Below are 24,481 nucleotides of genomic sequence, written 5' to 3' on the forward strand. Positions count from 1 at the left end.
CCCTCGACTCGAACGCGCACACCCGCAAGGATGAGCGCCCTCGGTCCCCCGGCTCCGCTTGCACGGCCGGGGGCGCGAAGCGTCGGAGAGTGGTCGCCCCAGGGACCGAGCAGAGAAGACGGGCCCTGGCCGTCGTCCCGTTCGAGCAGGGAGCCAGATGGGCAGCCGCCTGATCCGTCGTTGCCGCAACACCCTCGTCGTCGCGGTGCTCGCCGTCGTGACCGCCGCCGTGACCGGCGTGCCGGCTCCGCCGGGCGGCACCGCGTCCGCCGCCGTGCCCCCCTTCGATCCCGGTCCGGCCCGGGCGGGGCTGGAGCGGCTGCTCCCGTCCCGGGCCGCGCAGTTCACCCTGATCCCCGTGGAGGAACCGGACTCCGGGGACTACTTCTCGGTCTCCGGCAGGGCGGGGGCGATCCAGGTGCGGGGCACCTCCCCGGCCACCCTGCTGACCGGTGTGGGCTGGTATCTGGAGCGGGTCGCGGGGGTCGACATCGGCTGGCCGGGCGACAGCGTCGGCCGGCTGCCGGTCACCCTCCCCGCGGTGTCCGGGACGGTCACCCGCTCGGCGAACGTGCCGCACCGCTACGCCCTGAACGACACCGACGAGGGCTACTCCGGCGCGTACCGCGACTTCGCCTCGTACCAGCGCGACATCGACCTGATGGCGCTGCACGGCGTGAACGAGGTCTTCGTGCCGACCGGGGCCGAATATCCGTACTACCGGGCGCTCCAGGGGTTCGGCTACGACGCGGCGGAGCTGCGCGCCTGGATCCCCGGCCCCGCGCACCAGGCCTGGTGGCTGCTGCAGAACATGTCGGGATTCGGCGGGCCGGTGTCGGAGCGGCTTGTCGAGGCCCGGGCGGCGCTGGGGGGCCGGATCGCGGGACACCTGCGGGCGTTGGGGATGACGCCCGTCCTGCCGGGCTTCTTCGGCACGGTGCCACCGGACTTCGCCGCCCGGAACCCGGGCGCGGTCACCGTCCCGCAGGGCAGGTGGGTCGGGTTCGCCCGGCCCGACTGGCTGGATCCGACCGGACCCGTCTTCGCCGAACTGGCCGCCGCCTACTACCGGGTGCAGCGGCACCGGTTCGGTGACAGCGACATGTTCAAGATGGACCTGCTGCACGAGGGCGGCACCCCCGGGCCGGTCGACGTCGCGCGGGCGGCGGAGGCCGTGCAGCGGGCCCTGGACACCGCGCGGCCCGGGGCCACCTGGGTCATGCTCGGCTGGCAGAACAACCCCTCCGCGGCTCTCCTGAGCGGTGTGGACCGGAGCCGGGTGCTGATCGTCGACGGCCTCTCCGACCGTTACGAGGGGCTCGACCGCGAGTCGCAGTGGGACGGTACGCCCTACGCGTTCGGCTCGATCGCCAACTTCGGCGGGCACACCAGCCTGGGCGCCAACACCGGCGTGTGGACGGACCGTTTCCACGCGTGGCTGACCCGGTCGGACAGCGCGCTGCGCGGCATCGCCTACCTCCCGGAGGGCACCGGCGGGAACCCCGCCTCGTTCGACCTGTTCACCGAACTCGCCTGGGAACCGGGCCCGGTCGACCAGCGCGACTGGTTCGCCGCGTACGCCGCCCGGCGCTACGGCGGCGCCGACCCGCACGCGGCCGCCGCGTGGGAGCAGCTGCGCCTCGGCCCGTACAGCGGCGCTTCCGGTACGTGGAGCGAGCCGCAGGACAGCCTCTTCACCGCGCGGCCGAGCCTGACGGCGGCCAGGGCGGCACGCTGGAGCCCGACCGCCATGCGGTACGAGGCGGGCACGGTGGAGCGCGCCCTTTCGGAGCTGCTGAAGGTGGCTCCGGAGCTGCGGAGTTCGGACGCGTACCGCTTCGACCTGGTGGACGTGGCGCGTCAGGCGCTCACCAACCGGGGCCGCTTCCTGCTGCCGCGGATCAGAGCCGCGTACGAGGGGAAGGACCTGGAGGGCTTCCGGGTGCTGGTGCGCGAGTGGAACGCCGCGGAGGAGCTGCTCGGGCGGCTCGTCGCCTCCGACCGTCGCTTCCTGCTGGGTCCGTGGCTCGCCGACGCCCGCTCCTGGGGGGCCGACGAGGAGGAGCGCGACCGGCTCGAGTACGACGCCCGCTCGATCCTCACCACCTGGGCCGACCGGGGACCGAGCGAGAGCGGCGGCCTGCGCGACTACGCCAACCGCGAGTGGGCCGGTCTCGTCCAGGACGTGTACGGGCCGCGCTGGGCCGCGTACTTCGCGAGCCTCGACACGGCGCTCGTCCGGGGTGCGGCGCCGGCCGCCGTCGACTGGTTCGCCAGGGACGACGCCTGGGCCCACGGCCGGCAGGTCTATCCGACGTCGCCGGTCGGCGACCCGGTCGCCCTGGCGGGGGAGGTCGGTGCTGCTCTGTCGCTGTCATAGCCGGGGCGTAGGCTTCGTCCGACATCGGAGACAGGGCGGGGGCACGGATGGCAGCCGGGACGATGCCGAGGTGGGGATCGGGTCTCGACTCGGTCGTGGTGTACGCGCGGGGCGCGCTCTGTCGGCGCCTGGCCCGGGGCGTCGTGCCCCCGGACGGCCGAGTGCGGGTGACGGGGCTGCCGCGCGCGCTGGATCCGGGTTCGCTGCGGGTCCGGGTGCTGGGCTCCTCCGGGGTACGGGTCACCGAGGCGCGCGCGGAGGCCGAGGCGGAGCCGGACACCGGCGGCGCTCCCGAGGAGTTGCGGCGCGAGGTCGAGCGGCTGCGCGAGGCCCGCGCCGCGGCGGAGGCGCGCCGTGACCGGCACCGGGCCCGGATCGAGGAGGTCGGCGGTCTGCGGCCGGTGCCGCCGGGCCGCAAGCGCGATGACCCGCACCGGCGCACCCCGGTCGACGCGTGGCTGGAGCTGGCCGACTTCGTCGACGGGCGGCTGACGCGGCTCCACGCCCGGCTCGTCGAGCTGGACGAGGCGCTCCGGCTCGCCGAGCACGAGCTCGAAGTGGCCCGCGACAGGCTCGACCGTGCCTCCACCGCCGCGTCGTCGGGGCATGTCGAGACCTCCGTCTGCGCCGTACTGGCCCTCCACGGCGCCGGGGAGGAGGTGGAGCTGGAGCTGGAGTACGGCGTGCCGGGTGCCGTCTGGGTGCCGACGTACCGCCTCAGCCACCGTCAGGGCGACGGCAGCGGTCGGCTGGTGCTGCGCGCCTCGGTCGCGCAGCGCACCGGCGAGGACTGGACCGGGGTGCGGCTCGCCCTGGCCACGGCCGACCTGGGGCGCCGCACCGACCTGCCGGCGCTCCGCTCGATCCGGATCGGACGCCGCCAGTCCGCGCCCGCGCCGTCCGGCTGGCGCGAACCCCCGGCGGGGCTCGCCGGCCTGTTCACGGGGTACGAGGCGGCGGGCCCCGCGCCTTTCCGCGGTGCTTTCGCGGGGGGCGGCGCGCCGGGATCCGCGGTCGGGGACGCCGCGGCCGGCTCCGCACCAGTTCCCGTGGCGGTGCCCGCCCCCGCATCCCTACCGGCATCGGCACCGGCACCGATCGCGCCTCCGGCGTTCACCGGGCCGCCGCAGCCCGGTGGCGCGTACGGCTCCGCTCCGGAGGCCTTCGACGTCGCACGTCCGGCGGCTCCGCAGCCGCCGGGCGGCCGGCCGCGCGCCGGTGGCGCGGTCGGCTTCGGCGCCCGTCCCGCCCCGGCCCCCGCGGCCCCGGGCGCGGCGGCACCGCCGCCACCGCCGCCGGTGGGCCCGCCGCGGCCGAGCGGCGCCGAACTCGACTACACCGCCCTCGTGCTGGCCGGCCCCGAGGAGCCGGCCGCTCGCCGCGGCCGGCTGTTCCCCGGCGCCTCCTCCGACGCGGTGGCCGACGAGTACCGGCGCCGCGCCGAGGCGGTGGCAGGGCTGCCGCTGCCCCGGCACGCGGTGCGCCCCCGCACGTCGGCGGGTTCGTTCGACCACCGCTTCGACGCCGCCGCCCGTGCCGACGTACCCTCGGACGGCGCCTGGCACACCGTCACCATCGGCGAGATCCCGGTCGTTCTGCACACCGAGCACATCTGTGTGCCGTCCGTGGACCAGACCGTGTACGCGACCCTCGTGGTCTCCAACACCACCCGTCAGGCGCTGCTCGCCGGTCCGGTGGAGGTCACCGTCGACGACGACTTCCTGCTGACCGCCGCCCTGCCGACGCTCGCGCCCGGCGGTGTCCGCCGACTGGGCCTCGGGCCCGCCGAGGGCGTCCGCGTCACCCGCCGCACCCATCTGAAGGAGTCGACCGCGGGCCTGCGCAACAACGTCACCGTGCTCGACCACCGCGTCCACGTGGAGCTGGCCAACCGGCTCGCGGGGCCCGTCACCGTCGAGGTCCGCGAGCGGGTGCCGGTCTCCTCCGGACCGGACGTCCGCATCGAGGAGCGCGCCGACTGGACGGCGCCCGACGACGGCGCCGCGCCGGAGCGGCACGCCCCCGGCACCCGCGTCTGGCGGGTGGACCTGCCCGCCGGCGGCACCGCCGTGCTCGACGGCGGCTACGAGATCCGCATCCCGGCCGGCAAGGCCCTGGTCGACGGCAACCGCAGGAGCTGACACCCGCCATGTCCACGGAAACGAAGCCGATCGCCCTCCCCGTCACCGCGGTCACCTGCCTGGAGGACCGCGCCCACGTCGAGCGCACCGCCGTACTCGATCTGGAGGCCGGCGTCCGGCGCCTGCGCCTCGGGCCGGTCAGCGCCCTCGTCGTCGACCGCACCCTGCACGCCGAGCTGGCCTCCGAACACCCGGCCACCGTCCTCGACGTGCGGCTCGTCCGCGAGTGGACGCCGCGCGGGCCGGTGCCGCCCGCCGAGGGCGACTCCGCGCTCCGCCACCGGGCCCACGCCCTCGAAGGGGAACGCCGCGCCGTGGAGCAGCGCCGCGACCGGCTGCGGGCCCGCCTCGACCTGCTGGGCCGGCTCGCCGCCGACCTGTTGCGGGAGATCGGCGAGGGCGCCGGTTCCGGGGAGTCCGAAGGGCCCCGCTGGAGCCGCGAACTGGACCGCGTGGACGCCGAGCGCGACACGTACGGCGAGGAGCTCCGCGCCGCCGAGGCGCGTCTGACCGCCCTCGGCGGCGAACTCGCCGAGGTCCGCCGGGTCATGGAGCTCACCGAGGAGGAGCCGGCCGAGCTCGTCGCCCATGTCGAGCTGACCGTGGAGGCCACGGCCGCCGGGCCCGCCCGGTTGCGGCTGAGTCACCTCACGCCGTGCGCCCTGTGGCGGCCGGCCTACCGGGCCGTGCTCGACGGGGAGTCCCTGACCCTGGAGACCGACGCGGTGGTCTGGCAGCGCACCGGCGAGGACTGGTCGGACGTGCGGCTGACGCTGTCGACCGCGAGGTCGGCCCTGGCCGGCGATCCGCCCCGGCTGGTCGAGGACCGGCTGACGCTCAAGGACCGGTCGCCGGCCGAGCGCCGCACGATCGACGTCGAGGTGCGCGAGGAGGAGATCTCGACGCTCGGACCGGCGCCGGTGCTCGGCCTGCCGGGCGTGGACGACGGCGGCGAGGCACGGGTGCTGCACTCCCCCACCGCCGTGTCCGTGCCGGGTGACGGCCGCGCCCACCGGGTGCCGCTCTCGGCGTTCACGACGGCCGCCGACAGCGAGTACGCCTGTTCGCCGGAGCTGTCCCCGCTGGTCACGCAGGTGGTGCGGTTCGACAACCTGTCCGGTCACGCGCTGCTCGCCGGCCCCGTGGACCTCGTCCGGGGCAGCGGATTCACCGGCCGCGGCACGCTGGACTTCACGGCTCCCGGCGCCGCCGCCGAGCTCGCCTTCGGCAGCCGCGACGACCACCGGGTGATCCGGCACGCCGAGGAGTCCCGCGACACCGCGGGCCTCGCCCAGCGGACCGTGATCACCCGCACGGTCCGGCTGCACCTGTCCCGGTTCTCGCCGCCCGGGGAGCGGGACGACCGGGTGGTCGTCCTCCGCGAGCGGATACCCGTCTCCGAGGTCTCGGCGGTGGAGGTGCGCCTGCGTAAGGAGGCCTGCTCCCCCGCACCGGACGCGGTCGACGCCGAGGGCATCGTGCGCTGGGACGTCACGCTGCCGCCCGGCGGCCGACGGACGGTCACTCTGGTGTACGAGCTCTCGGCGACGGCCAAGGTCGGGGGGATCTGAGCCGGTGGCCGACGGCGTCCCCGCCGCTCCGTCCACGCGGTGCGCCCCTCGGCCGTGCCGGTCGCGGGGCTGTTCCGGGCCGCCGCCCCGACGCCGTGCCTCCGGGCGTCGGCCGGCGCCGTCACCGCCGGGGCGAGGGCCACCGGCTCGCACTGCGTCGCACCGGCGGCCGGGCGCCGGCGGAGCAGCCGGTGTAGCGCGGCACCGGCCCCCGAAGGCCGGGGAGCGTTTCCCGGCACCCGGGCCTGAGGCGCTTCCGGGTGATCCCGGGTCTCGGCGGCGGGCACCCTACCAGCCCGGCGCCCTGCCCATCCCGAACTCCCCTCACTCTCCACAACCGTGCGGACGCGTGCGGTAGTCATGGGGGCAGGAGGGAACACCTTGGTCTTCAGTCTGGGTCGCCGCCGCAAGGCCGCCGCCGTCAGCACCTGTCCGTTCGCGCCCGCGCCCCCGTCCGGCGCGCGGCAGGACCAACCGCACCTGCGTGTGCCGCATGTGACGGACCGTGGGGAGGCGGAGAGTTTCGTCCGGCAGTTCCATCACGAGCAGCCCGAGGCCGGGGACGTGGAGCGCCGGGTCCGCGAGGTGCTGGCCGAGATCGAGCGGACCGGCACGTACGAGCACACTCCGGCCGAACTCTCCTTCGGCGCCCGCGTCGCGTGGCGCAACGCGGCCCGCTGCATCGGCAGGCTCTACTGGCGCAGTCTCGTGGTGCGCGACCTCCGGCACGTCACCTCGGCCGACGGCATCGCCGCCGCCTGCTTCGAGCACCTGCGGACCGCCGGGAACGGCGGCCGGATCCGCCCGGTGATCTCGGTGTTCGCCCCCGACCGGCCGGGACGTCCCGCGCCGCGGATCGTCAACGACCAGCTGGTGCGCTACGCGGGGCACAGCACCCCCGAGGGCCGCTGGATCGGCGATCCGCGCGGTGCCGCGCCGACCGCCCGCGCCCGCGGACTGGGGTGGAAGCGCGAGGAAGAGGCCTTCCAGGTGCTCCCGTTGATGGTGGAGGAGCGTCCGGGCGCGCGACCGGAGTGGTACGAGCTGCCGGAGGATTCCGTCATGGAGGTGCCGCTCCGGCATCCGGACCACGAGTGGCTGGCGGAGCTGGGACTGCGCTGGTACGCGGTGCCGGCGATCAGCGACATGACGCTGGAGATCGGCGGGGTGCGCTATCCGGCGGCACCGTTCAACGGCTGGTACATGGGGACGGAGATAGGCGCCCGCAACCTCGCCGACGCCGAGCGCTACGACCTCCTCCCGGTGGTCGCCGACCGTCTGGGCCTCGACCGCTCCTCGGAGCGCACGCTGTGGCGGGACCGGGCGCTCGTCGAGCTCAACGTGGCGGTGCTGCACTCCTTCCAGGTGGCCGGGGTGACGATGGCGGACCATCACACCGAGTCCGAGCGGTTCCTGCGGCACATCGCGCGGGAGAGCCGGCACGGCAGGCCCACGCCCGCCGACTGGAGCTGGATCGTCCCGCCCGTGTCCGGCTCCACGACTCCGGTCTTCCACCGGTACTACGACCCGGTGGACACGTCCCTGCGCCCCGCCTTCCTCGCCCGGGAGCAGTGAGGCCGGGCCCGCGCCGGACGGCGGAGCCCGGCCGCGTCAGGCGGTCGGGCCGGGCGGCAGGTGGACGGTCATGATCAGGTGGCAGGTCGCCTCTCCGGCGCCGCGGTAGGTGTGGGTGGCGTCGCCGTCGAAGGTGGCGGTCTGCCCGGCTTCGACGGTGTGTTCCGTGCCGTCGACGACCAGGGTCATCCGGCCGGCGGTGACGCTGACGGTCTCCACGACTCCGGCCTGGTGGGGGTGGCTGGGATACTCCTCGCCGGGCTCCAGCGTCCAGCGCCAGACCTCGACCGGAGCCGGGCCCGAGGTCGTGAGCATGAGCCGGGCCTCGCTGCCCAGCCTTCCGGTCCAGAGCGGCGCGACGGCGTCGGCGGTCACGACCCGGACGCGACCTTCGGCCGGGCCCTCGAGCAGGGCGGAGACGGAGACGCCGAGGGTGTCGGCGAGGCGGACCAGGGTGGCGAAGTTCGGGTTGCCCTGGGCCTTCTCCAGGCCCACCAGGGCGCCCTTGCTGACCTGGGCGCGTCTGCCGAGCTCGTCCAGGGACAGGCCGGCGCGGTTGCGGGCCGTCCTCACGTTGCGGGCGAGGGTCCGCAGGGCTGCCTCTGTCTCGGCCATCCGATCACCGTTCTCGCTCGTGGAGCAGGGGTTGTGGAGCAGGGGTTGTGGAGCAGTACAGGTGGAGCAGTGCAATGCACCGTCCGGTCGTTTGGTTGACACAACCCGGTCGGTACGTTGTACGGTCTGGTCGTTCCACTGAAATAGTAAGGGATGTACCGTGATCGCTCTGCTGCTGGCCCTGGGCAGCTCCCTCGCCTACGGATGCGCCGACTTCCTCGGTGGCCTCGGCGCCCGCAAGGCCCATGTGCTGCGGACCGTGATGATCGCGGCTCCCGCCTCCCTCGCGGTGGAGCTGCTGCTCTGGCCCTTCCTCGGCGCCTCGTTCGACGCCGGCGCGCTGGGCTGGGGTGCCGCGTCCGGCGTCGCCTCCGCCGTGGCCTTCGCGCTGCTCTACCGGACCCTGGCGATCGGGCCGATGAACGTCCTCTCGCCCGTGACCGCGCTGGTGTCCGCCATGCTGCCCGTCGGCGTGGGCCTGCTCCAGGGCGAGCGCCTCGGCGCGGCCGGTCTGGTCGGGCTGCCGCTCGCCCTGGCGGCCGTGGTCCTGGTCAGCGCCGGGCACGGCTCCGGTGCGGCACGCCCGTCCCGTACGGCGCTGCTGTCGGCCCTGGGCGCGGGCGCCGCGATCGCCCTCCAGCTGGTCTTCCTCCACCAGGCGCCCTCGGACAGCGGGGTGGCGCCGCTGATCGTGGGCCGAGCGGTCTCCTCGGCCGTGACCCTCGCGGCCGCGGCGGCGCTGTACCGCCGACTGGGCTCCGAGCGGCCCGCGTACGCCCTGTCGGCCGCCGCGGGCGTGCTGGACTCGGTGGCGAACCTGCTCTTCCTGCTCGCCGCCCGCGGCGGGGACCTCGCAGTCGTCGCCGTGATCACCGCGCTCTACCCGGCCGGCACGGTCCTGCTCGCCCGTGGTGTGCTCGCCGAGCGCATCCATCGCGGTCAGCTCCTGGGCCTGGGGACGGCGGCGGTGGCCGTCAGTCTCCTGGCGCTGACCTGACCGGCCCCACCTCGTCCGCGCGCACGAACGGAACAGCCATGACGACCTTCCACCTCGCCCCCGCCGTCGCGGAGGCCTTCCCCGACACCCTGATCGCCCTGGTCACCGTCACCGGCCTGCGGGGGCGCGAGTCCTGGCCCCTGACCACGGCCGCCGTGGCCGAACTGGAGCGGCGGCTCGCCGACGGCACCTGGCTCCCCGCCGACGAGACCGACCCCCGCGTCGGGGACTGGCACACCGCCTACCGCTCCTTCGGCACCAACCCGCGCCGCATCCGCCCCAGCGTCGACGCGCTCGGCCGCCGCCTCGCGAAGAGGGGCGCCCTGCCGCGCGTCAACCCGGCCGTGGACTCGTACAACGCCGTCTCCGTCCGTCACGGCCTGCCCGCAGGCGCCTTCGACCTGGACCACGTCACCGGCGAGGTCGTCATCCGCCCCGCCGACGGCACCGAGACCTTCACCCCGCTCGGCGAGCCGGACACCGTCGAGAACCCGAAGCCCGGAGAGATCGTCTACGCCGACGACGAGGGGGTCCTGACCCGCCACTGGAACCACCGCGACGCGCACCGCACCCGCGTCACCGAGGACTCCACCCGCGTCGTCTTCGTCCTGGAGACCCTCAGCGCCGAGCGGGACGGCCACCTCTTGAAGACCGCCGCGGCCGAGCTCCGGGACCTCCTGGCCCCGCACGCCGACGGAACGACCGTGCACCACCTCGGCCCGAACTGATCGCCGCCCGCCGAGTGGTCCCTCCGGAGGGGAAGGAGGAGGCTGGTACTGAGCGCGTCCGGGGTCCCGGGCGCCCCGAGCGGAGCGCCCCCCGGTCGGGAAAGGCCGCGCCATGCGCATGCTGCTGAAGGTTCAGATGGACACCGCGGCCTCCAACGAGGCCATCAGGCAGGGCAGGCTGCTCAAGGTCATGGAGGGCGCCCTCGAGGAACTCCGCCCCGAGGCCGCGTACTTCACCGTCGAGGACGGCTGCCGGACCGGCTACCTCTTCTTCGACCTGAGCGACCCCACCCGGATGCCGAAGATCTCGGAGCCGTTCTTCATGGAGATGGGCGCCAAGGTCCACTACTCGCCGGTCATGAACCCGGAGGACCTCCGCAAGGGCCTTTCGGCGATCACGCCCTCGTGAGCGGCTTCTCCCAGGTCAGGGAGTACCGGCGGAGCAGGTGCCGGCGGTAGCGCACGCCGGGGAGCAGCCGTCGTGCCTCGGCACGCACCTGCCCGTAGCTCATCTCCGGCTCTGCGACCGGCATGCCCTCCGGGTCGCGTGCGCCGCGCAGCAGCTTGGTGATCCGGACGATCGGCGCGGCACCGATCCTGACCGTCCACTCCGTGACGCTCGCGTCACGGGCGAGGCCGACGACCACCAAGGTGCCGCCGGGCCGCAGCAGTTCGCGCATGCGGGTGAGGGCCGTCCCGAAGTCCATGTGGTGGATCGTGCTCACCGAGCAGATGAAGTCGTAGCCCGCGACGGGCAGGTCGGCCGTCAGGAAGTCGCCCTCCAGGAAGGCGAGTCCGGGGTGCCCTCCGGCGGCCCGGCGAGCTCGGGCGACCATGTGCGGGGACAGGTCGACGCCGGTGACGCGCCGTGCCCGCCCGGCGAGCCTCCGTCCGAGCAGTCCGTCGCCGCAGCCGACGTCGAGGGCTTCGCCGCAGCCGTCGGGAACGGCGCGCAGGATGCCGGCGTGCCGGGCGACGTTGGTGTTCCAGTACGGCTCCGGGCCGGCCTCGTCCATCGGGCCATCGTAGGCGGGGGCGCCGGTCCGCGGGCTCAGGCGGGCTTCTCGCGGCCGACGTAGCGGATGACCTCGCAGTCGTCGAGGATCACCAGGCCCTCCTCGACCAGTTCGTCGAGCTGGGGCAGGAAGGCCCGGATCTTCTCCTCGGTGTCGACGATGACCACGGCGACGGGGAGGTCCTCGCTCAGCGAGAGCAGTCGCTGGGTGTGGATCAGCGAGGAGGCGCCGAAGCCCTCGATGCCGCGGAACACGCTCGCGCCCGCGATACCCGCCTCGCGCGCCCGGCCGACGATCTGGGTGTAGAGCGGCTTGTGGTGCCACAGATCGGTCTCCCCCACGAAGACCGTCACCCTCAGGGCCCTGCCGGTCAGCCTGGTCATGCTTCGAGTCTACGGTCGTGCCTCCGGGAGGGGGCGGTCCGTCCTCGGGCAGTCAGGCACGCGAGCCTCGGCACCGCATGCGCAGCAGCGGGGACAGGCTCCAGGCAAGGCCGGTCCTGCTCGCCGGTCGCCGCCCAGAGCCGCTCCAGGAAGGTGCCGACGCCGGAGGAGCCGCTGCACCAGTGCCGGGCGAGCTCCGGCGAGGCGGAGAAGTGACGGGCCCGGTCGACGGGCCGGAGCACACCCGCCGGTCCACTGCGGGCGGCGGAGCGGAGACCTTGACGTCGTCGAGCGGGGCGTGGCGGGCCCTCGTGGGGCTGCTCGCGGAGGGCGCCAAGGACGAGGTGACCGCCCGGCGCACGGGGATGTCGCTGCGCACCTGCCGCCGTCACATCGCCTGCCCCCACGAGGAATTGGGGGCGGAGAGCCGCTTCCGGGGCGGTGCGCTCGCGGAGCGCGCCGGGCTCACGGGCGCGGAGGTCACGACGGACGCGGCCGAAAACGCTCCCCACCGGTAGGGTGCCCTCCGGAAAACGGTGTTCTGCGTGGGGAGACATGAGTTCATGGGCGGTCAGCAAGCGGACCGGGGCGGCTCCGAAGTGTTCCAGCCGCTGGCGGCGGACGACCCGACGACGGTCGCCGGGTATCGGCTCGCCGCCCGGCTCGGCGCCGGCGGCATGGGCAAGGTGTACCTGTCGTACACGCCCGGCGGCCGACCGGTGGCGATCAAGCTGATCCGTCCCGAGTTCGGCGAGGACGCCGAGTTCCGCCGCCGGTTCGCCCAGGAGGTGCGCTCGGCGCAGCGCGTCCAGGGGCTGTTCACCGCGCCCGTCATCGACGCGGACCCCGACGGCGCGCAGCCCTGGCTGGCCACCGCGTACGTGCCGGGACCGTCGCTCGCCGACGCGGTCGTGGCGCACGGCGCACTGCCCGTGGAGACGGTGCTGCTGCTCGTCGCGGGCATGGCCGAGGCCCTGCACGTCATCCACGGCGCGGGCATCGTGCACCGCGACCTGAAGCCGTCGAACGTGCTGCTCGCCGCCGACGGGCCCCGCGTCATCGACTTCGGCATCGCGCACGCCGCCGACGCGACCTCCCTGACGGGCAGTGGAGTCACCATAGGGACGCCGTCGTTCATGGCGCCCGAGCAGGCGGCGGGCCGACGGGTCACCCCGGCCACGGACGTGTTCGCGCTCGGTCAGGTCGCCGCGTACGCGGCGACGGGCGTCCCGGCCTTCGGGGAGGGGACCGGGCACGGCGTGCTGTACCGGATCGTGCACGAGGAGCCGGACCTGAGCGCCGTGCCGGAGCGGCTCACCGAACTGGTCACGCGCTGCCTCTCGAAGGATCCCGAGGCCCGCCCGACGCTCTCCGAGATCATCCGGCTCTGCCAGGCCGCGAACGCGTCGACGGTGCTGCGCCGGCCCGAGGACTGGCTGCCGGCCCCGGTCTCCGCCGAGATCACGGCCCGAACGGCGGCTCCCGCTCCCCCGCAGGCGCCCCCGCCGCCGACGACCGCGCCGGCCGCGCCCTCCGCGCCGCCGGTGGCGTACTCGCCGACGGCGCCGTCCGCGCCCTCCGCGCCGTCGACCCCGCCGCCCGGCTACGGTCCGCCGCCGGGCACCGTCTCCGGCGTTCCGGCCGGCCCCGTCGCCCCGTCGGTCCCGGTCGCCGCCGCTCCGGCGCCCGCCTACGCGTACGCGCCGACGCAGGGACCCGCCGCTCCCGCGTACCCGCAGCAGTCCTGGCCGGGCCGGCCGGGGCCGACGGGTTACCAGCCGCAGCAGCCGCCCCAGCAGAAGAAGGGGGGCGGGCGCGGCCTCGTCATCGCCGTGGCCGCCGTCCTCGCCTTCGCCGTGGCGGGTGGTGCGACCGCCTACGTCGTGCTGAAGGACAAGGACGAGCAGACGTCCTCGAACGCCGGCGAGAAGCCCAGCGGGAAGGGTTCGGCGGGCACGGGGAGCTCCGGGAGCTCGGGCACCGGCACCGGCACCGGCACCGGGAGTTCGGCCCCGAAGCCCTCGACGGCTCCGGCGCCGCAGGCCGCCACGTACAAGGACATCGACCTCACGGCCGGCTACCACCTGACCCTCGGCGACGAGAACGTGCGCCCGCAGGAAGGGGAGGACAACAACTACGACCTCTCCTACGACACGGGCGGCTACCTCGACGCCGAGAGCAGCGGCGGCAATCTGGTCCTGCTCGACCCGGGCCAGGAGGGCTCCCTCGAAGCGTGCCGGGCGGAGACCCGGTTCGCCCAGGACATCTATGTGAACAAGCTGTCGCCGGGCCGTCAGGTCTGCGTCACGACGGGCACGGGCCATCTCGGCCTGCTCACCGTCAGGGCCTTCTCCCCGGAGGACTCGCCGAGCACCTACATGACGCTCGATCTGACGGTGTGGCGCAACGCGGCTCCCTCCGCGTCGACGGACTGATCGCTTTCGGCGACACATTCCGCGAGGTGAAACCGAACCGATCTTGAGAGGTTCCGAACCTCCCAAGATCGGTTGTCGTAGCGGCGACCACCGCAGCGCCGGCCGGGTCCCGTCCCGCACTCGGCCGGTTCGCCGGCGGCGGCGTCCTGCTCCTCGCGGCCGCCGAGGACGTCCTCACCCGCCGCCCCTCTCCCTGGCTGCGCGGTCCGACCGCGCTCCCCGTGACGTACGCCCCGACCCCCGCCCTTGGAGCCCTCGGATGAGCTGCCCGCACGAACACACCGCAGTCTCCGGCGCCGACGTGATCGCCCTCGACCCTTTCGTCGCCGACCTCGACGGCGAGAGCGCCCGGCTGCGCGCCGCCGGTCCGCTGGCCCGGGTCGTCCTGCCCGGCGGGGTGCCCTGCTGGGCCGTCACCCGGCACGCCGAGGCGCGCAGGCTGCTCACCGACGCCCGTCTCGTCAAGGACATCGAGGTCTGGGGTGCGTGGCGGCGCGGCGACATACCCCTCGACTGGCCGCTGATCGGTCTCGCGAACCCCGGCCGGTCGATGCTGACCGTCGACGGCGAGGAGCACCGGCGGCTGCGCACGCTGGTCGCGCAGGCGCTGACGGCGCGTCGGGTGGAGCGGCTGCGGGCGGGCATCGAGGCGCTCACCGAGGGGATGCTCGACCGGCTGGCCGAGCGGCCGTCCGGCGAGGTCGTGGACCTGAAGGCGGAGTTCGCGTACCCGCTGCCGATGAACGTGGTGGGCGAGCTGATGGGCGTCGACCCGGCCGACCACCCGCGGATGAAGGCGCTGTTCGACAAGTTCTTCTCGACGCAGACGCCGCCCGAGGAGGTGCCGCGGATGATGGCGGACCTGGGCGCGCTGTTCGCGGGGATCGTGGCGGGCAAGACGGAGCAGCCGGGCGACGACCTGACGAGCGCGCTGATCGAGGCGTCGGAGGGCGGTGACCGGCTGACCACGGAGGAGGTCACCAACACCCTCCAGCTGATGGTGGCGGCCGGGCACGAGACGACGATCGGCCTGATCGTGAACGCCGTGGTCGCCCTGGAGACCCACCCGGAGCAGCGGGCCCTGGTGCTCAGGGGCGAGGTGCCGTGGGAGAACGTGATCGAGGAGACCCTGCGCTGGTCGACGCCCACCTCGCACGTGCTGATCCGGTTCGCCACCGAGGACATCGAGGTCGGTGACCGGATCCTGCCCCGGGGAGAGGCCCTGATCGTCTCGTTCGGCGCGATCGGCCGGGACGAGGAGCAGCACGGTCCGACGGCGGGCGAGTTCGACGTGACGCGCGCTCCGAACCGGCACATCTCCTTCGGTCACGGCCCGCACGTGTGCCCCGGCGCGGCGCTCTCCCGTCTGGAGGCCTCGGTGGCGCTCCCCGCCCTGTACGAGCGCTTCCCGGGGCTGCGCCTCGCGGTGCCGCGCGAGGAGCTCCGCAACAAGCCGGTCGTCACCCAGAACGACCTCTTCGAGCTCCCGGTCCTGCTGTCCTGACGGCTCCCGGCGAGTCCTGCTCGAAACGCCCCGAGGCCCCGGCCGCGGGGCGTTATGCTGGGTCCATGCATCTGTCGTCGTGCCTCAGCTGGTGGCGCTCCTCCTAGGAGCGGCCACTACGCGTGCACGACCGGGCCGTTCGGACGAACGGCCCTTCTGCTTTTCCTGGCTCATGGGTCCTGTCGTCCCGACGGCGCCACCGACCCACACCAGGAGACCTCATGACCGTCCTCGCCCCCGCCGTCCCCTCCACCGACGACGCCCTCGGGACGACCGCCGCACGGACGCGCAGCGCGGTGCTGGAGCGGCGGATCCTCGAAGACCCGAAAGAGTTCCGCGTCCTGACCGGGGACCGGCCCACCGGGCGGCTGCACCTGGGGCACTACTTCGGCACCCTGCGCAATCGGGTCCGGCTCCAGGACCTGGGGGTGGAACTGTTCGTGATCATCGCGGACTACCAGGTCCTGACCGACCGCGACGTGGCGGACAACCTCACCGAGCACGTCGAGGAGCTGGTCCTCGACCACCTCGCCATCGGTGTGGACCCGGAGCGCAGCACGGTCTTCACCCACAGCGCCGTCCCCGCCCTGAACCAGCTGCTGCTGCCCTTCCTCAGTCTGGTGTCGGTGGCCGAGCTGAACCGCAACCCCACCGTCAAGGACGAGATCGCCCACTCCCGGCAGTCCGCCGTCAGCGGCCTGATGTTCACCTATCCCGTCCATCAGGCCGCCGACATCCTGTTCTGCAAGGCGAACCTCGTCCCCGTCGGCCAGGACCAGCTGCCGCACCTGGAGATCACCCGGACCGTCGCCCGCCGCTTCAACGACCGCTACGGCAGTGGTGCGGCCGTCTTCCCCGAGCCGGACGCCCTGTTGTCCGACGCGCCGCTGCTGCTCGGGACGGACGGCACCAAGATGAGCAAGAGCCGTGGCAACGCCATCGCCCTGGCCGCCGACGCCGACGAGACGGCCCGGCTGATCAAGGGGGCGAAGACCGACGCCGAACGTCACATCTCCTACGATCCGGCCGGCCGGCCCGGGGTGTCGTCCCTCCTGCTGCTCGCGGCCCTCTGTCAGGGCCGTACCCCGGAGGAGGTCGCCGCCGACATCGGCTCCGCGGGCGCCGCCGCGCTGAAGCGGACCGTGACGGAGTCGGTCAACGAGTACCTGGCGCCGGTCCGGTCCCGCCGCGCGGAGTACGCACGGGACCGCGCCTACCTCCGCGGGATCCTGCGCGAGGGCAACGAGCGGGCCCGTGCGATCGCCGACGCGACCCTCGCCGAGGTCCGCACGGCGATGAACAGTCACTACTGACGCATGCTCTCCGGCATGGGAATGCGGCACGCAGGCGACGGTGTCCGTGGAGACCTTCTTCGAGCGGCCGGTCTCCACGGACCGACACCCCGCGGTCCGGCGTCAGCCGGCCGTGCCGCTCTCCAGGATGCCCTTGAGGGCCTTTTCGTCCCGCGGCATCTCCTTCCGCACGTGGGGGCGGACGACGAGGGGGACGAGCGCCTTGCCGATGCCGTGCCCCTCGAAGTCGAGGGAGAGCGTCAGGCGGGAGCGCTCGCCGTCGTCCAGCGGCTCGATGGTGCCCTGCACGTCGCCGCGTACGGGGCCGTCGATGCCGTGCACGTGCCAGCGTCTCGGCGGCTCCAGCTCGATGACCTGCATGATCGAGGTGAACTCACGCTTGCCGAGCCGTCGGGTGACGGCCGCCTTGGAGCCGACCGCGAGGGGGGCGTCACCGATCCTGCGGACCGAGACCGCGCTCTCCTGCCACTCGGGCAGGTGCGTCGGGTCGGTCACGTAGGAGAAGACCTCCGCGGGCTTGCGGGAGATGTCGATGGTTTCGGTGATGGCAGGCATGTCGCCTTCTCCGTTCGACGGGAGACCCCGCCGGAAGCCGATGCGCCGACGCGGGCCCGTAGTCGCTTCGTACAAATCGTCCCACTCCCGGAGGCACCCCACCAGCCCCGATCGGCCGGTGCGGCGCTCGCCGGGGCCGCCGCGACCGGCCCCGTCCCGTCCTGGCCCCGCCCCCGGCGCACCGGCGTGACCTCGTCGTGACGGTCGTCATAAAAGCGGGGCACAGCGGGCTGCGACGATCACCGTGACCAGAGGGAGAGGATCACCACGACCGGAGGAAGAGGACCCGCCGACTCCGGGACTCACCCGCTTGCCGGTCCCCAGGTTGCCGCTAATGTCGATATATAGGCCATATGTACATCCTCGTTCCCGCGCTCACGAGGTGAGGGAGAGGGGGCGTACGAAAGGAGCCTCCCATGACCCGTACTTTGCGGAGCGCGATAGCCCTGGCCGGAGCCGCAGCCCTCTCCCTCGGAGTGGTGGCGACGAGCGCGACGGCCCTGGGCGCGGGGAGCGAGAAGCAGGGGGACATCCGGATCGGGCTGCTGCTGCCGGAGAGCAAGACCACCCGGTACGAGAAGTTCGACCGGCCCTACATCGAGCAGAAGATCAAGGAACTGGCGCCCGACGCCCAGATCGACTACTACAACGCCGCCGAGAGCGCCACCACCCAGCAACAGCAGGTCAACACCGCGCTCGCCAAGGGCGACAAGGTCCTCATCCTCGACGCCGTGGACGCCAAGTCCATCCAGTCCTCCGTGCAGAAGGCCCATGACGCGGGCGTCAAGGTCGTGGCGTACGACCGCCTCGCGCAGGGCCCCGTGGACGCCTACGTCTCGTACGACAACCACAAGGTGGGCGAGCTGCAGGGCAAGGCGCTCCTCGCCGCGCTCGGCGACAAGGCCAAGAGCGGCGAGATCGTGATGCACAACGGGTCGCCGACGGACCCGAACGCCGCCGAGTTCAAGGCCGGAGCGCACTCCGTCCTCGACGGCAAGGTGAAGATCGGCAAGGAGTACGACACCCCCAACTGGGACCCGAACAACGCCAACCAGCAGATGTCCGGTGCCATCAGCTCCCTCGGCAAGGACAAGATCGTCGGCGTCTACTCGGCCAACGACGGACTGGCCGCCGGCATCTCCACCGCCCTCAAGGCGGCCGGCATGAACGTGCCGCTGACCGGCCAGGACGCCCAACTCGACGCGATCCAGCGGATCCTGATCGGCACTCAGACCATCACGGTCGAGAAGCCGTACAAGCCGGAGGCCGACATCGCCGCCACCATGGCCGTCAACCTGGCGGAGGGCAAGAAGCTGGCGTCCGACCTGGTTCCCACCACCGTCACCAGCGACGGCGACCGCAAGGTCGCGGCCCAGTTGCTCAACCCGGTCGTGGTCAACAAGAACAACATCAAGGACACCGTCGTCAAGGACGGCCTCTACACGGTCAAGGAGATCTGCACCCCGACCTATGCGGCGGCCTGCAAGGACGCCGGTCTCGAATAGCCGCGGACGACGGCACACAGCCGCGGAGCGGTTCGCGCGAGCGGAGGAGGCGGTTCCCTTGCCGGAGCCAGCCGTGCTCACCCTGCGGGGGATCTCCAAACGGTTCGGCGCGGTCCAGGCGTTGAAGGACTTCGATCTGGAGGTCCACGCCGGCGAGGTCGTCGCCCTCGTCGGCGACAACGGCGCCGGCAAGTCCACCGCCGTCAAGTCGATCGCGGGGGTGAACCCGCCCGACGAGGGCGTCATCGAGTGGGAGGGCCGGCCGGTCTCCATCAACCGGCCCCACGACGCCCAGAACCTCGGCATCGCCACCGTCTACCAGGACCTCGCCCTGTGCGACAACCTCGACGTGGTCGGCAACCTCTTCCTCGGCCGCGAGCTGCGCCGCTTCGGCGTCCTGGACGAGGTGCGGATGGAGCAGCGCTCGCGCGAGCTGCTCGACACGCTCTCCATCCGCATCCCCAGCGTCCGCATCCCGGTCGCCTCCCTCTCGGGCGGCCAGCGCCAGACCGTCGCGATCGCCCGCTCCCTGATCGGCGACCCGCGGGTCGTCATCCTGGACGAGCCCACCGCCGCCCTGGGCGTCGAGCAGACCGCCGAGGTCCTCGACCTGGTCGAGCGGCTCCGCGAGCACGGTCTCGGCACCATTCTGATCAGCCACAACATGGTGGACGTGATGGCGGTCGCCGACCGCATCGCCGTCATGCGCCTCGGCCGGAACAACGGCTTCTTCGACAAGCGCTCCACGACCACCGAGGAGATCATCTCCGCCATCACCGGGGCCACCGACAGCGCCGTCACCCGCCGCCAGGCCCGCAAGCGGGAGGAGGAGCGATGAGACGGGACCGAGCCCCCGGCGGCGGCTCCGCCCAGGAACCGGCGCCCGACGCCATGCCGGCGGTGGACACCCGGCTGCTCGTCCGCGAGGAGGGCCTCAAGGGGTACCTCGGGGAGTTCCGTCGCAAGGTGCGCAGCGGAGAGCTGGGTTCGCTGCCCGTCGTCGTCGCCGTGATCATCATCTGGACGGTGTTCGGCAGCCTCGACAGCACCTTCCTCTCGGCACAGAACCTCTCCGACCTCAGTCAGCAGATCGTCGGCACCGGCATGATCGCCGTCGGCATCGTCTTCGTCCTGCTGCTCGGCGAGATCGACCTCTCCGTGGGCTCCGTCAGCGGCCTGTGCGCCGCCATCTTCGCCGTGCTCAACGTCCTCAACGGCATGAACGAGTGGCTGGCGCTCCTCGTCGCCGTCGCGGGCGGAGCGGTCGTCGGGCTCATCCACGGCTTCTTCTTCGCGAAGGTCGGCGTGCCGGCGTTCGTGGTCACCCTGGCGGGCAACCTCGCCTGGAACGGTCTGATGCTCCAGGTCCTGGGCACCAGCGGCACGGTCAACATCCCGAGCGAGAGCATCGTCTCCGAGCTCTACTCGACGATCTTCCACAGTCCCGCCGCGGCCTACGTGACCGCGGCCGTGGGGGTCGGCCTCTTCCTCGCGGCCTCGCTCCTGGACGCCAGACGCCGCCGGACCGCCCGGGTGCCGTTCCGGCCGGTCGCCGAGATCGTGCTCCGTACGGCCGTGATCGCCGCGATCGCGTTCGTCGCGGCGTACATCCTCAACCAGTACCAAGGACTTCCGCTCGCGCTCCTCATCTTCCTGATCCTGCTGGTGGTCCTGGACTTCGTGCTGCGCCGCACGACCTACGGGCGGCGCATCTTCGCCGTCGGCGGCAACATCGAGGGCGCGCGCCGGGCCGGCATCAGCGTGCCGTTCATCCGGATGTCCGTCTTCTCGATCTCCGGGACCATGGCGGCGGTCGGCGGCCTCTTCCTGGCCGGCCAGATCCAGTCCGCGAGCCAGACCTCCGGCGGCGGCAACCTGCTGATGAACGTCATCGCCGCGGCCGTCATCGGCGGCACGAGCCTGTTCGGCGGGCGCGGCTCGGTCTGGTCCGCGCTCCTCGGCGCGCTGGTCATCGGCTCCATCCAGTCCGGCATGAACATCATGGGCGTCAGCAACGCCGTCCAGTTCATGATCACCGGATCGGTGCTGCTGGCAGCCGTCGTCGTCGACTCGCTGTCCCGTCGGAGCCAGAAGGCCGCGGGCCGCGCCTGACCACCGAGCTGCCCGGGGAAGGAGGCGGGAGACCTCATGGAGGCGGAGCGGGACGGGCGGCGCCACGGCCGCGACGAGACCGAGGAGGAGCGGGCCGACCGGCGCTGGACGGATCTCATGCAGGAGATCCGGGTGGCGCAGACCGGGGTGCAGATCCTCCTCGGCTTCCTCCTCACCGTGGCCTTCACACCGCACTTCCAGGGGCTGGAGCAGACCGACAAGACGATCTACGTCATCACGGTCGTCCTCGGCTCGCTGGCCACGGGCGCGCTCATCGGTCCCGTCGCCTTCCACCGGATCGTCTCGGGGCAGCGGATCAAACCCCAGGCGGTCGTCTGGGCCTCACGCCTCACCTTCACCGGTCTCATCCTGCTCCTGGCGACTCTGACGTCCGCTCTCCTGCTCGTCATGCGGGCCGTGACGCACAACTCGTACGTGCCCTGGCTCGTCACCGGCGTCCTCGCCTGGTACCTGCTCTGCTGGTTCGCCCTGCCCCTGTGGACGCGCTTCCACTACACCGACGGGGACTGAACGCCGGGCATGTCGGGACCTCGTACGCCCGCCGCTCGTCCCTGAGCGGGACGAGGACGGCGCGGCCGGGAGCCCCGGGTTCAGAGCACCACGGATTCGGCGAAGAGTTCGTTCACCCAGTGGGCGCTCGCCTCCGCGCACCCCGTGGTCGGCGTGCCGGGGAAGAGGCGGAACCAGGAGACCGCCCGGCCCAGCGCGGCGAGCCGCGTGGCGAGCGCCGCGGCGCGGCGGAGCTCCGGCAGGGAGGGCCCCAGGTCGGTCCAGGGTTCCAGATAGGCGTCGCGCAGCCGGCGCACGTGCTCGGGGCCGTGGCGCTCCCGGACGGCGCGGGCGGGGACCAGCAGGCTGGTGAAGGGATGGGCGACATTGGCGTCGCCCCAGTCGAAGAAGGCGAAGCGGCCGGCGGCGGGGGCGAGGAGCTGGGCGTCGTGCAGGTCGCAGTGGTCGAGCGAGTCCGGGATCCCGTACGCGTCGAGCTCGGCGCACCAGTCGAGGAGCCGGGGGCGCCGGCCCCGGAGGGCGCGGCGGGCGTCGGGGTCCAGGGTGGCGTTGCCCTCGACGAGGCCGTCGAAGATCTCCGGCAGCTGAGCGGTGCGGCCGCCGGGCACGCCGAGGGCGGTCATCCGGTCCGCGTACGGGGTCAGCGCCCGCTGCATCCGCGCGTACTGGCCGAGCGCCTGCTCCCAGGACTCCGGCCCGGCGTCGCCGGCGTCGAGGACGTTCCGGAAGAGGGGCCCGCCGTCGGGGAGGAGCGACCAGCCGCGCTCGGCGTCGACCGCGAGCGGCGTCACGACGTGCTCGGGCACCCAGTCGGCGAGCGCCCCGCCGAGAGCCGCCTCGAAGGCGGCGTCGGGGGCGCTCGCCTTGAACCACACCGCGTCGCGCTCGCCGGCTCCGGTCCGGAACCGCACGAGGATCGACCAGGGCCGGACCCTGACGTCACGGGGCCCCGTCTCCTCCAGACCGTGTCGGCCGAGCTCCCGCTCCGACCAGTCGAGGGCGGCCGTCCGCCAGGCCTCTTCCTCCCAGGGGGTGACCGCGTCGGCGAACTGCCCGCGGTCGACCGTCATGGATGTCGCTCGTCCCATCGGGCGATTGCACCACCGGGGCGGGCCCGGCGCACCCGAATATCGAGGGGCCGCACGGAGCGGAACAGCATCCAGGAATTATTCGTATACCAAAATCGCGTAGCAGGAAACCCTAACACCATGCATCTCCATGCCTGAACACTCCACCTGGACCTTCACCCTTGTCCACCTGATCCGACTTGGTATACAAAACGAGGAGCCGCCGTCGGCCCACTCCCCCAAGGAGCTCCCATGTGCCTCGAAGCCACCCCGCCGCCCTCCTCCTCGGTGACCCGCCGCGGCGTCCTCGCAGGCGCGGCGGCCCTCGCCGGCACCGTGGCCGCTTCCGGCACGGCGGCGGCCGCGGCCTCCTCGACGGGCACGGCCCGGGGCGGGAGGAATCCCGCCGGAGGCGACCTGGTGATCCGGGGCGGCACCCTCCTCGACCCCGCCACCGGCGAGGTCACCGAGAACGCCGTCGTCGTGATCGAGCGCGGGACCGTGCGCGCGGCGGGCCGCGAAGGCGCCGTCACCGTGCCGCAGGGAGCCGAGGCCATCGACGCCCACGGCCACTGGGTCCTGCCGGGCCTGGTGGACGCGCACATCCACCTCGCCACCGCCGCCGAGGCCCGCGACGCCGTCCGTCAGGGCGCGACCAGCGCGCGCAGCGGATCGACCACCTTCTACCAGGACATCGCCGTCCGGGAACTCGCCAGGCACAGCCCGGCACTCGCCCCCCGCCTGACGGCCGCCGGCGTCTTCGTCACCCCGGATCTCGGCGACACCGTCCTCGCCGACCCCGACCTCACCCCGCTCGCCCGCCTCAAGGACGGCGTGCGCTCGGCCGAGGCGCTGCGCCGGGTCGTCGAGGTCAACCTCGCCCGAGGCGCGGACGTCATCAAGACCCGCGTCAACGAGCGTGCCGGACTGCCCGAGCAGGACCCGCTGGCCCAGGTGTACTCGTACGAGCAGCTCGCCGAGATCGTCGCCGCCGCCCGGCGGCGCGGCAAGGGCGTCCTCTGCCACAGCTACAGCGAGCAGGGCTGCCACGACGCCGTCACGGCCGGCGTCCGCTCCCTGGAACACGGCGCGTTCGTCGGCGAGCGCACCCTGCGCGAGATGCGTCGCAGGGGTACGTACTTCACCCCCACCCTCACCGCCATCGCCGGCCTGGCGGAGTCCGCGAACCCGGTCCTCGCCGAACGCGGCCGCACCTACCTCCCCGTACTGAAGCGGGCCGTCCTCGCCGCGCACGAACTCGGCGTCCCGCTCGCCGCCGGCACCGACTCGTCCGGCGGCACCGTGCGCCCGATCGGCCGCGAGGTCGAACTCATGCGTGCCGCGGGGCTGTCCGCGCTCGACGCGATCCGCACCGCGACCACCGGGGCCGCCCGCCTGCTGGGCGTGGACCGCACGGTGGGCCGCCTCGCCCGGGGCTACGCGGGCGACGCGATCCTCGTCCCCGGCGACCCCCTGGCCGACGTGACCCTCCTCAAGCGACCGACCCGGGTGATACGAGCGGGCCTCCCCCTCTGACCCCTGGCCGACACCCCGCGCCGAGCGGTGCCGCTCGCTGGACCGCAACCTGCTGAACGACGCGGCCTACGCCGGGCGGTACCCCTCGCTCACCCCCCGTGTGGGCAATCGTCCCGCAGGGCGGGACGGGTGGGCACACGGGGACGGCGCCCTTCAGCGGGGCCTCCGCGTTCCGCGCCTGGACCCGCACCACAAGGGGCGGCGCACAGCCCGGTGCGGGTTCAGGCGCGGGAGCCTGGGCCCGGCAAGGGGCGCCGTTCCGTTGCGCCCACCCTCCCCCAAGCTCTCGGCTCCGCTCGAGCAGGGGGGACCCCCTTGCCCCGGCGGAACGACCGCCCACAACGGAGGTGGGCGGGGGGCACCGCCCCGGCGGAACAACCGCCCACAACGGGGCCCGGCAAGGGCGCGGCCCGCAGTGGACCGAGGCCATCCACGAGCCAGGCCCGGAGGGGCAGCCCCCAGCAGACCGAACCGGCGCCCCACCCCGTACCACCCAGCGACCCTCCCCGTCCCTCTC

Annotated in this window: 21 protein-coding genes; 16 read left to right on the top strand and 5 right to left on the bottom strand. The window is 73.4% G+C overall.

Translation table 11 applies throughout. The features are described 5' to 3' along the window. Window positions 1–157 precede the first annotated feature (157 nt). The 4 genes from K7G60_RS19250 (at window position 158) to K7G60_RS19265 (ending at window position 7,667) form a co-directional block, all read left to right on the top strand. Window positions 158–2,380: an alpha-N-acetylglucosaminidase gene (locus tag K7G60_RS19250; protein ID WP_225802174.1), complete on the top strand. Its 2,223-nt coding sequence runs from the start codon at window positions 158–160 to the stop codon at window positions 2,378–2,380. A gap of 62 nt (window positions 2,381–2,442) precedes the next feature. Beyond that, complete coding sequence (locus tag K7G60_RS19255; RefSeq protein ID WP_225802175.1) at window positions 2,443–4,521, top strand: DUF4139 domain-containing protein; 2,079 nt, start codon at window positions 2,443–2,445, stop codon at window positions 4,519–4,521. A gap of 8 nt (window positions 4,522–4,529) precedes the next feature. Further along, window positions 4,530–6,092 (top strand): mucoidy inhibitor MuiA family protein, encoded by a 1,563-nt coding sequence (locus tag K7G60_RS19260; RefSeq protein ID WP_225802176.1) that lies wholly within the window; start codon window positions 4,530–4,532, stop codon window positions 6,090–6,092. A gap of 480 nt (window positions 6,093–6,572) precedes the next feature. Beyond that, window positions 6,573–7,667: a nitric oxide synthase oxygenase gene (locus tag K7G60_RS19265; RefSeq protein ID WP_374115650.1), complete on the top strand. Its 1,095-nt coding sequence runs from the start codon at window positions 6,573–6,575 to the stop codon at window positions 7,665–7,667. Between the two features lie 36 nt (window positions 7,668–7,703). On the opposite strand, the gene K7G60_RS19270 is transcribed toward K7G60_RS19265, so the two are convergent. Continuing rightward, on the bottom strand, window positions 7,704–8,282 hold the full coding sequence (locus tag K7G60_RS19270; RefSeq protein ID WP_225802178.1) for a helix-turn-helix domain-containing protein: 579 nt from the start codon (window positions 8,280–8,282) through the stop codon (window positions 7,704–7,706). A gap of 160 nt (window positions 8,283–8,442) precedes the next feature. On the opposite strand from K7G60_RS19270, the gene K7G60_RS19275 reads away from it, so the two are divergent. The 3 genes from K7G60_RS19275 (at window position 8,443) to K7G60_RS19285 (ending at window position 10,416) form a co-directional block, all read left to right on the top strand. Beyond that, entirely contained in the window at window positions 8,443–9,279 is an 837-nt protein-coding gene (locus K7G60_RS19275) for an EamA family transporter (protein WP_225802179.1), read from the top strand. A gap of 38 nt (window positions 9,280–9,317) precedes the next feature. Next, window positions 9,318–10,007 (top strand): B3/4 domain-containing protein, encoded by a 690-nt coding sequence (locus K7G60_RS19280; protein WP_225802180.1) that lies wholly within the window; start codon window positions 9,318–9,320, stop codon window positions 10,005–10,007. A 112-nt stretch (window positions 10,008–10,119) separates the two neighbouring features. After that, complete coding sequence (locus K7G60_RS19285; RefSeq protein ID WP_225802181.1) at window positions 10,120–10,416, top strand: hypothetical protein; 297 nt, start codon at window positions 10,120–10,122, stop codon at window positions 10,414–10,416. Here K7G60_RS19285 and K7G60_RS19290 read toward each other — a convergent pair. Continuing rightward, window positions 10,403–11,023 (bottom strand): bifunctional 2-polyprenyl-6-hydroxyphenol methylase/3-demethylubiquinol 3-O-methyltransferase UbiG, encoded by a 621-nt coding sequence (locus K7G60_RS19290; RefSeq protein ID WP_225802182.1) that lies wholly within the window; start codon window positions 11,021–11,023, stop codon window positions 10,403–10,405. The genes K7G60_RS19285 and K7G60_RS19290 overlap by 14 nt on opposite strands. 35 nt (window positions 11,024–11,058) lie before the next feature. After that, complete coding sequence (locus K7G60_RS19295) at window positions 11,059–11,406, bottom strand: DUF190 domain-containing protein (protein WP_225802183.1); 348 nt, start codon at window positions 11,404–11,406, stop codon at window positions 11,059–11,061. A 278-nt stretch (window positions 11,407–11,684) separates the two neighbouring features. On the opposite strand from K7G60_RS19295, the gene K7G60_RS19300 reads away from it, so the two are divergent. The 4 genes from K7G60_RS19300 (at window position 11,685) to trpS (ending at window position 16,658) form a co-directional block, all read left to right on the top strand. Further along, entirely contained in the window at window positions 11,685–11,924 is a 240-nt protein-coding gene (locus K7G60_RS19300; RefSeq protein ID WP_308081551.1) for a hypothetical protein, read from the top strand. 45 nt (window positions 11,925–11,969) lie between these two features. Then, window positions 11,970–13,841, top strand: a complete 1,872-nt coding sequence (locus K7G60_RS19305) for a serine/threonine-protein kinase (protein ID WP_225802184.1) — start codon at window positions 11,970–11,972, stop codon at window positions 13,839–13,841. A gap of 259 nt (window positions 13,842–14,100) precedes the next feature. Next, complete coding sequence (locus K7G60_RS19315) at window positions 14,101–15,345, top strand: cytochrome P450 (RefSeq protein WP_225802185.1); 1,245 nt, start codon at window positions 14,101–14,103, stop codon at window positions 15,343–15,345. A gap of 221 nt (window positions 15,346–15,566) precedes the next feature. Next, window positions 15,567–16,658 carry a tryptophan--tRNA ligase gene (gene trpS / locus K7G60_RS19320; RefSeq protein WP_225802186.1) on the top strand — a complete coding sequence of 364 codons (1,092 nt, stop codon included), beginning with the start codon at window positions 15,567–15,569 and terminating at the stop codon, window positions 16,656–16,658. A gap of 102 nt (window positions 16,659–16,760) precedes the next feature. Here trpS and K7G60_RS19325 read toward each other — a convergent pair whose 3' ends face one another. Then, window positions 16,761–17,213, bottom strand: coding sequence for an SRPBCC family protein (locus tag K7G60_RS19325; RefSeq protein ID WP_225802187.1), 453 nt, complete (start codon window positions 17,211–17,213; stop codon window positions 16,761–16,763). A gap of 416 nt (window positions 17,214–17,629) precedes the next feature. Here K7G60_RS19325 and K7G60_RS19330 point away from each other — a divergent pair, with 416 nt between their 5' ends. The 4 genes from K7G60_RS19330 to K7G60_RS19345 are packed head-to-tail and all read left to right on the top strand — an operon-like array spanning window position 17,630 to window position 21,361. Then, window positions 17,630–18,718 carry a substrate-binding domain-containing protein gene (locus K7G60_RS19330; protein WP_225802188.1) on the top strand — a complete coding sequence of 363 codons (1,089 nt, stop codon included), beginning with the start codon at window positions 17,630–17,632 and terminating at the stop codon, window positions 18,716–18,718. 58 nt (window positions 18,719–18,776) lie between these two features. After that, entirely contained in the window at window positions 18,777–19,556 is a 780-nt protein-coding gene (locus tag K7G60_RS19335; protein WP_225802189.1) for an ATP-binding cassette domain-containing protein, read from the top strand. After that, window positions 19,553–20,830 carry a sugar ABC transporter permease gene (locus K7G60_RS19340; protein WP_225802190.1) on the top strand — a complete coding sequence of 426 codons (1,278 nt, stop codon included), beginning with the start codon at window positions 19,553–19,555 and terminating at the stop codon, window positions 20,828–20,830. Before K7G60_RS19335 ends, K7G60_RS19340 begins: the two co-directional genes overlap by 4 nt. A 36-nt stretch (window positions 20,831–20,866) precedes the next feature. After that, entirely contained in the window at window positions 20,867–21,361 is a 495-nt protein-coding gene (locus tag K7G60_RS19345; protein ID WP_225802191.1) for a DUF6328 family protein, read from the top strand. An 80-nt stretch (window positions 21,362–21,441) separates the two neighbouring features. Here K7G60_RS19345 and K7G60_RS19350 read toward each other — a convergent pair whose 3' ends face one another. Next, the gene (locus K7G60_RS19350) at window positions 21,442–22,431 is read right to left on the bottom strand and encodes a phosphotransferase (protein ID WP_225802192.1); all 990 of its coding nucleotides are present in this window, start codon (window positions 22,429–22,431) and stop codon (window positions 21,442–21,444) included. 249 nt (window positions 22,432–22,680) lie between these two features. Between K7G60_RS19350 and K7G60_RS19355 the strand changes: the two genes are divergently transcribed. Next, a complete protein-coding gene (locus K7G60_RS19355) occupies window positions 22,681–23,964 on the top strand; it encodes an amidohydrolase family protein (protein ID WP_225802193.1) in 1,284 nt (427 codons plus the stop codon). Window positions 23,965–24,481: the final 517 nt, after the last annotated feature.

The sequence above is a fragment of the Streptomyces sp. NK15101 genome, assembly GCF_020400725.1.
Taxonomy (GTDB): Bacteria; Actinomycetota; Actinomycetes; order Streptomycetales; family Streptomycetaceae; genus Streptomyces.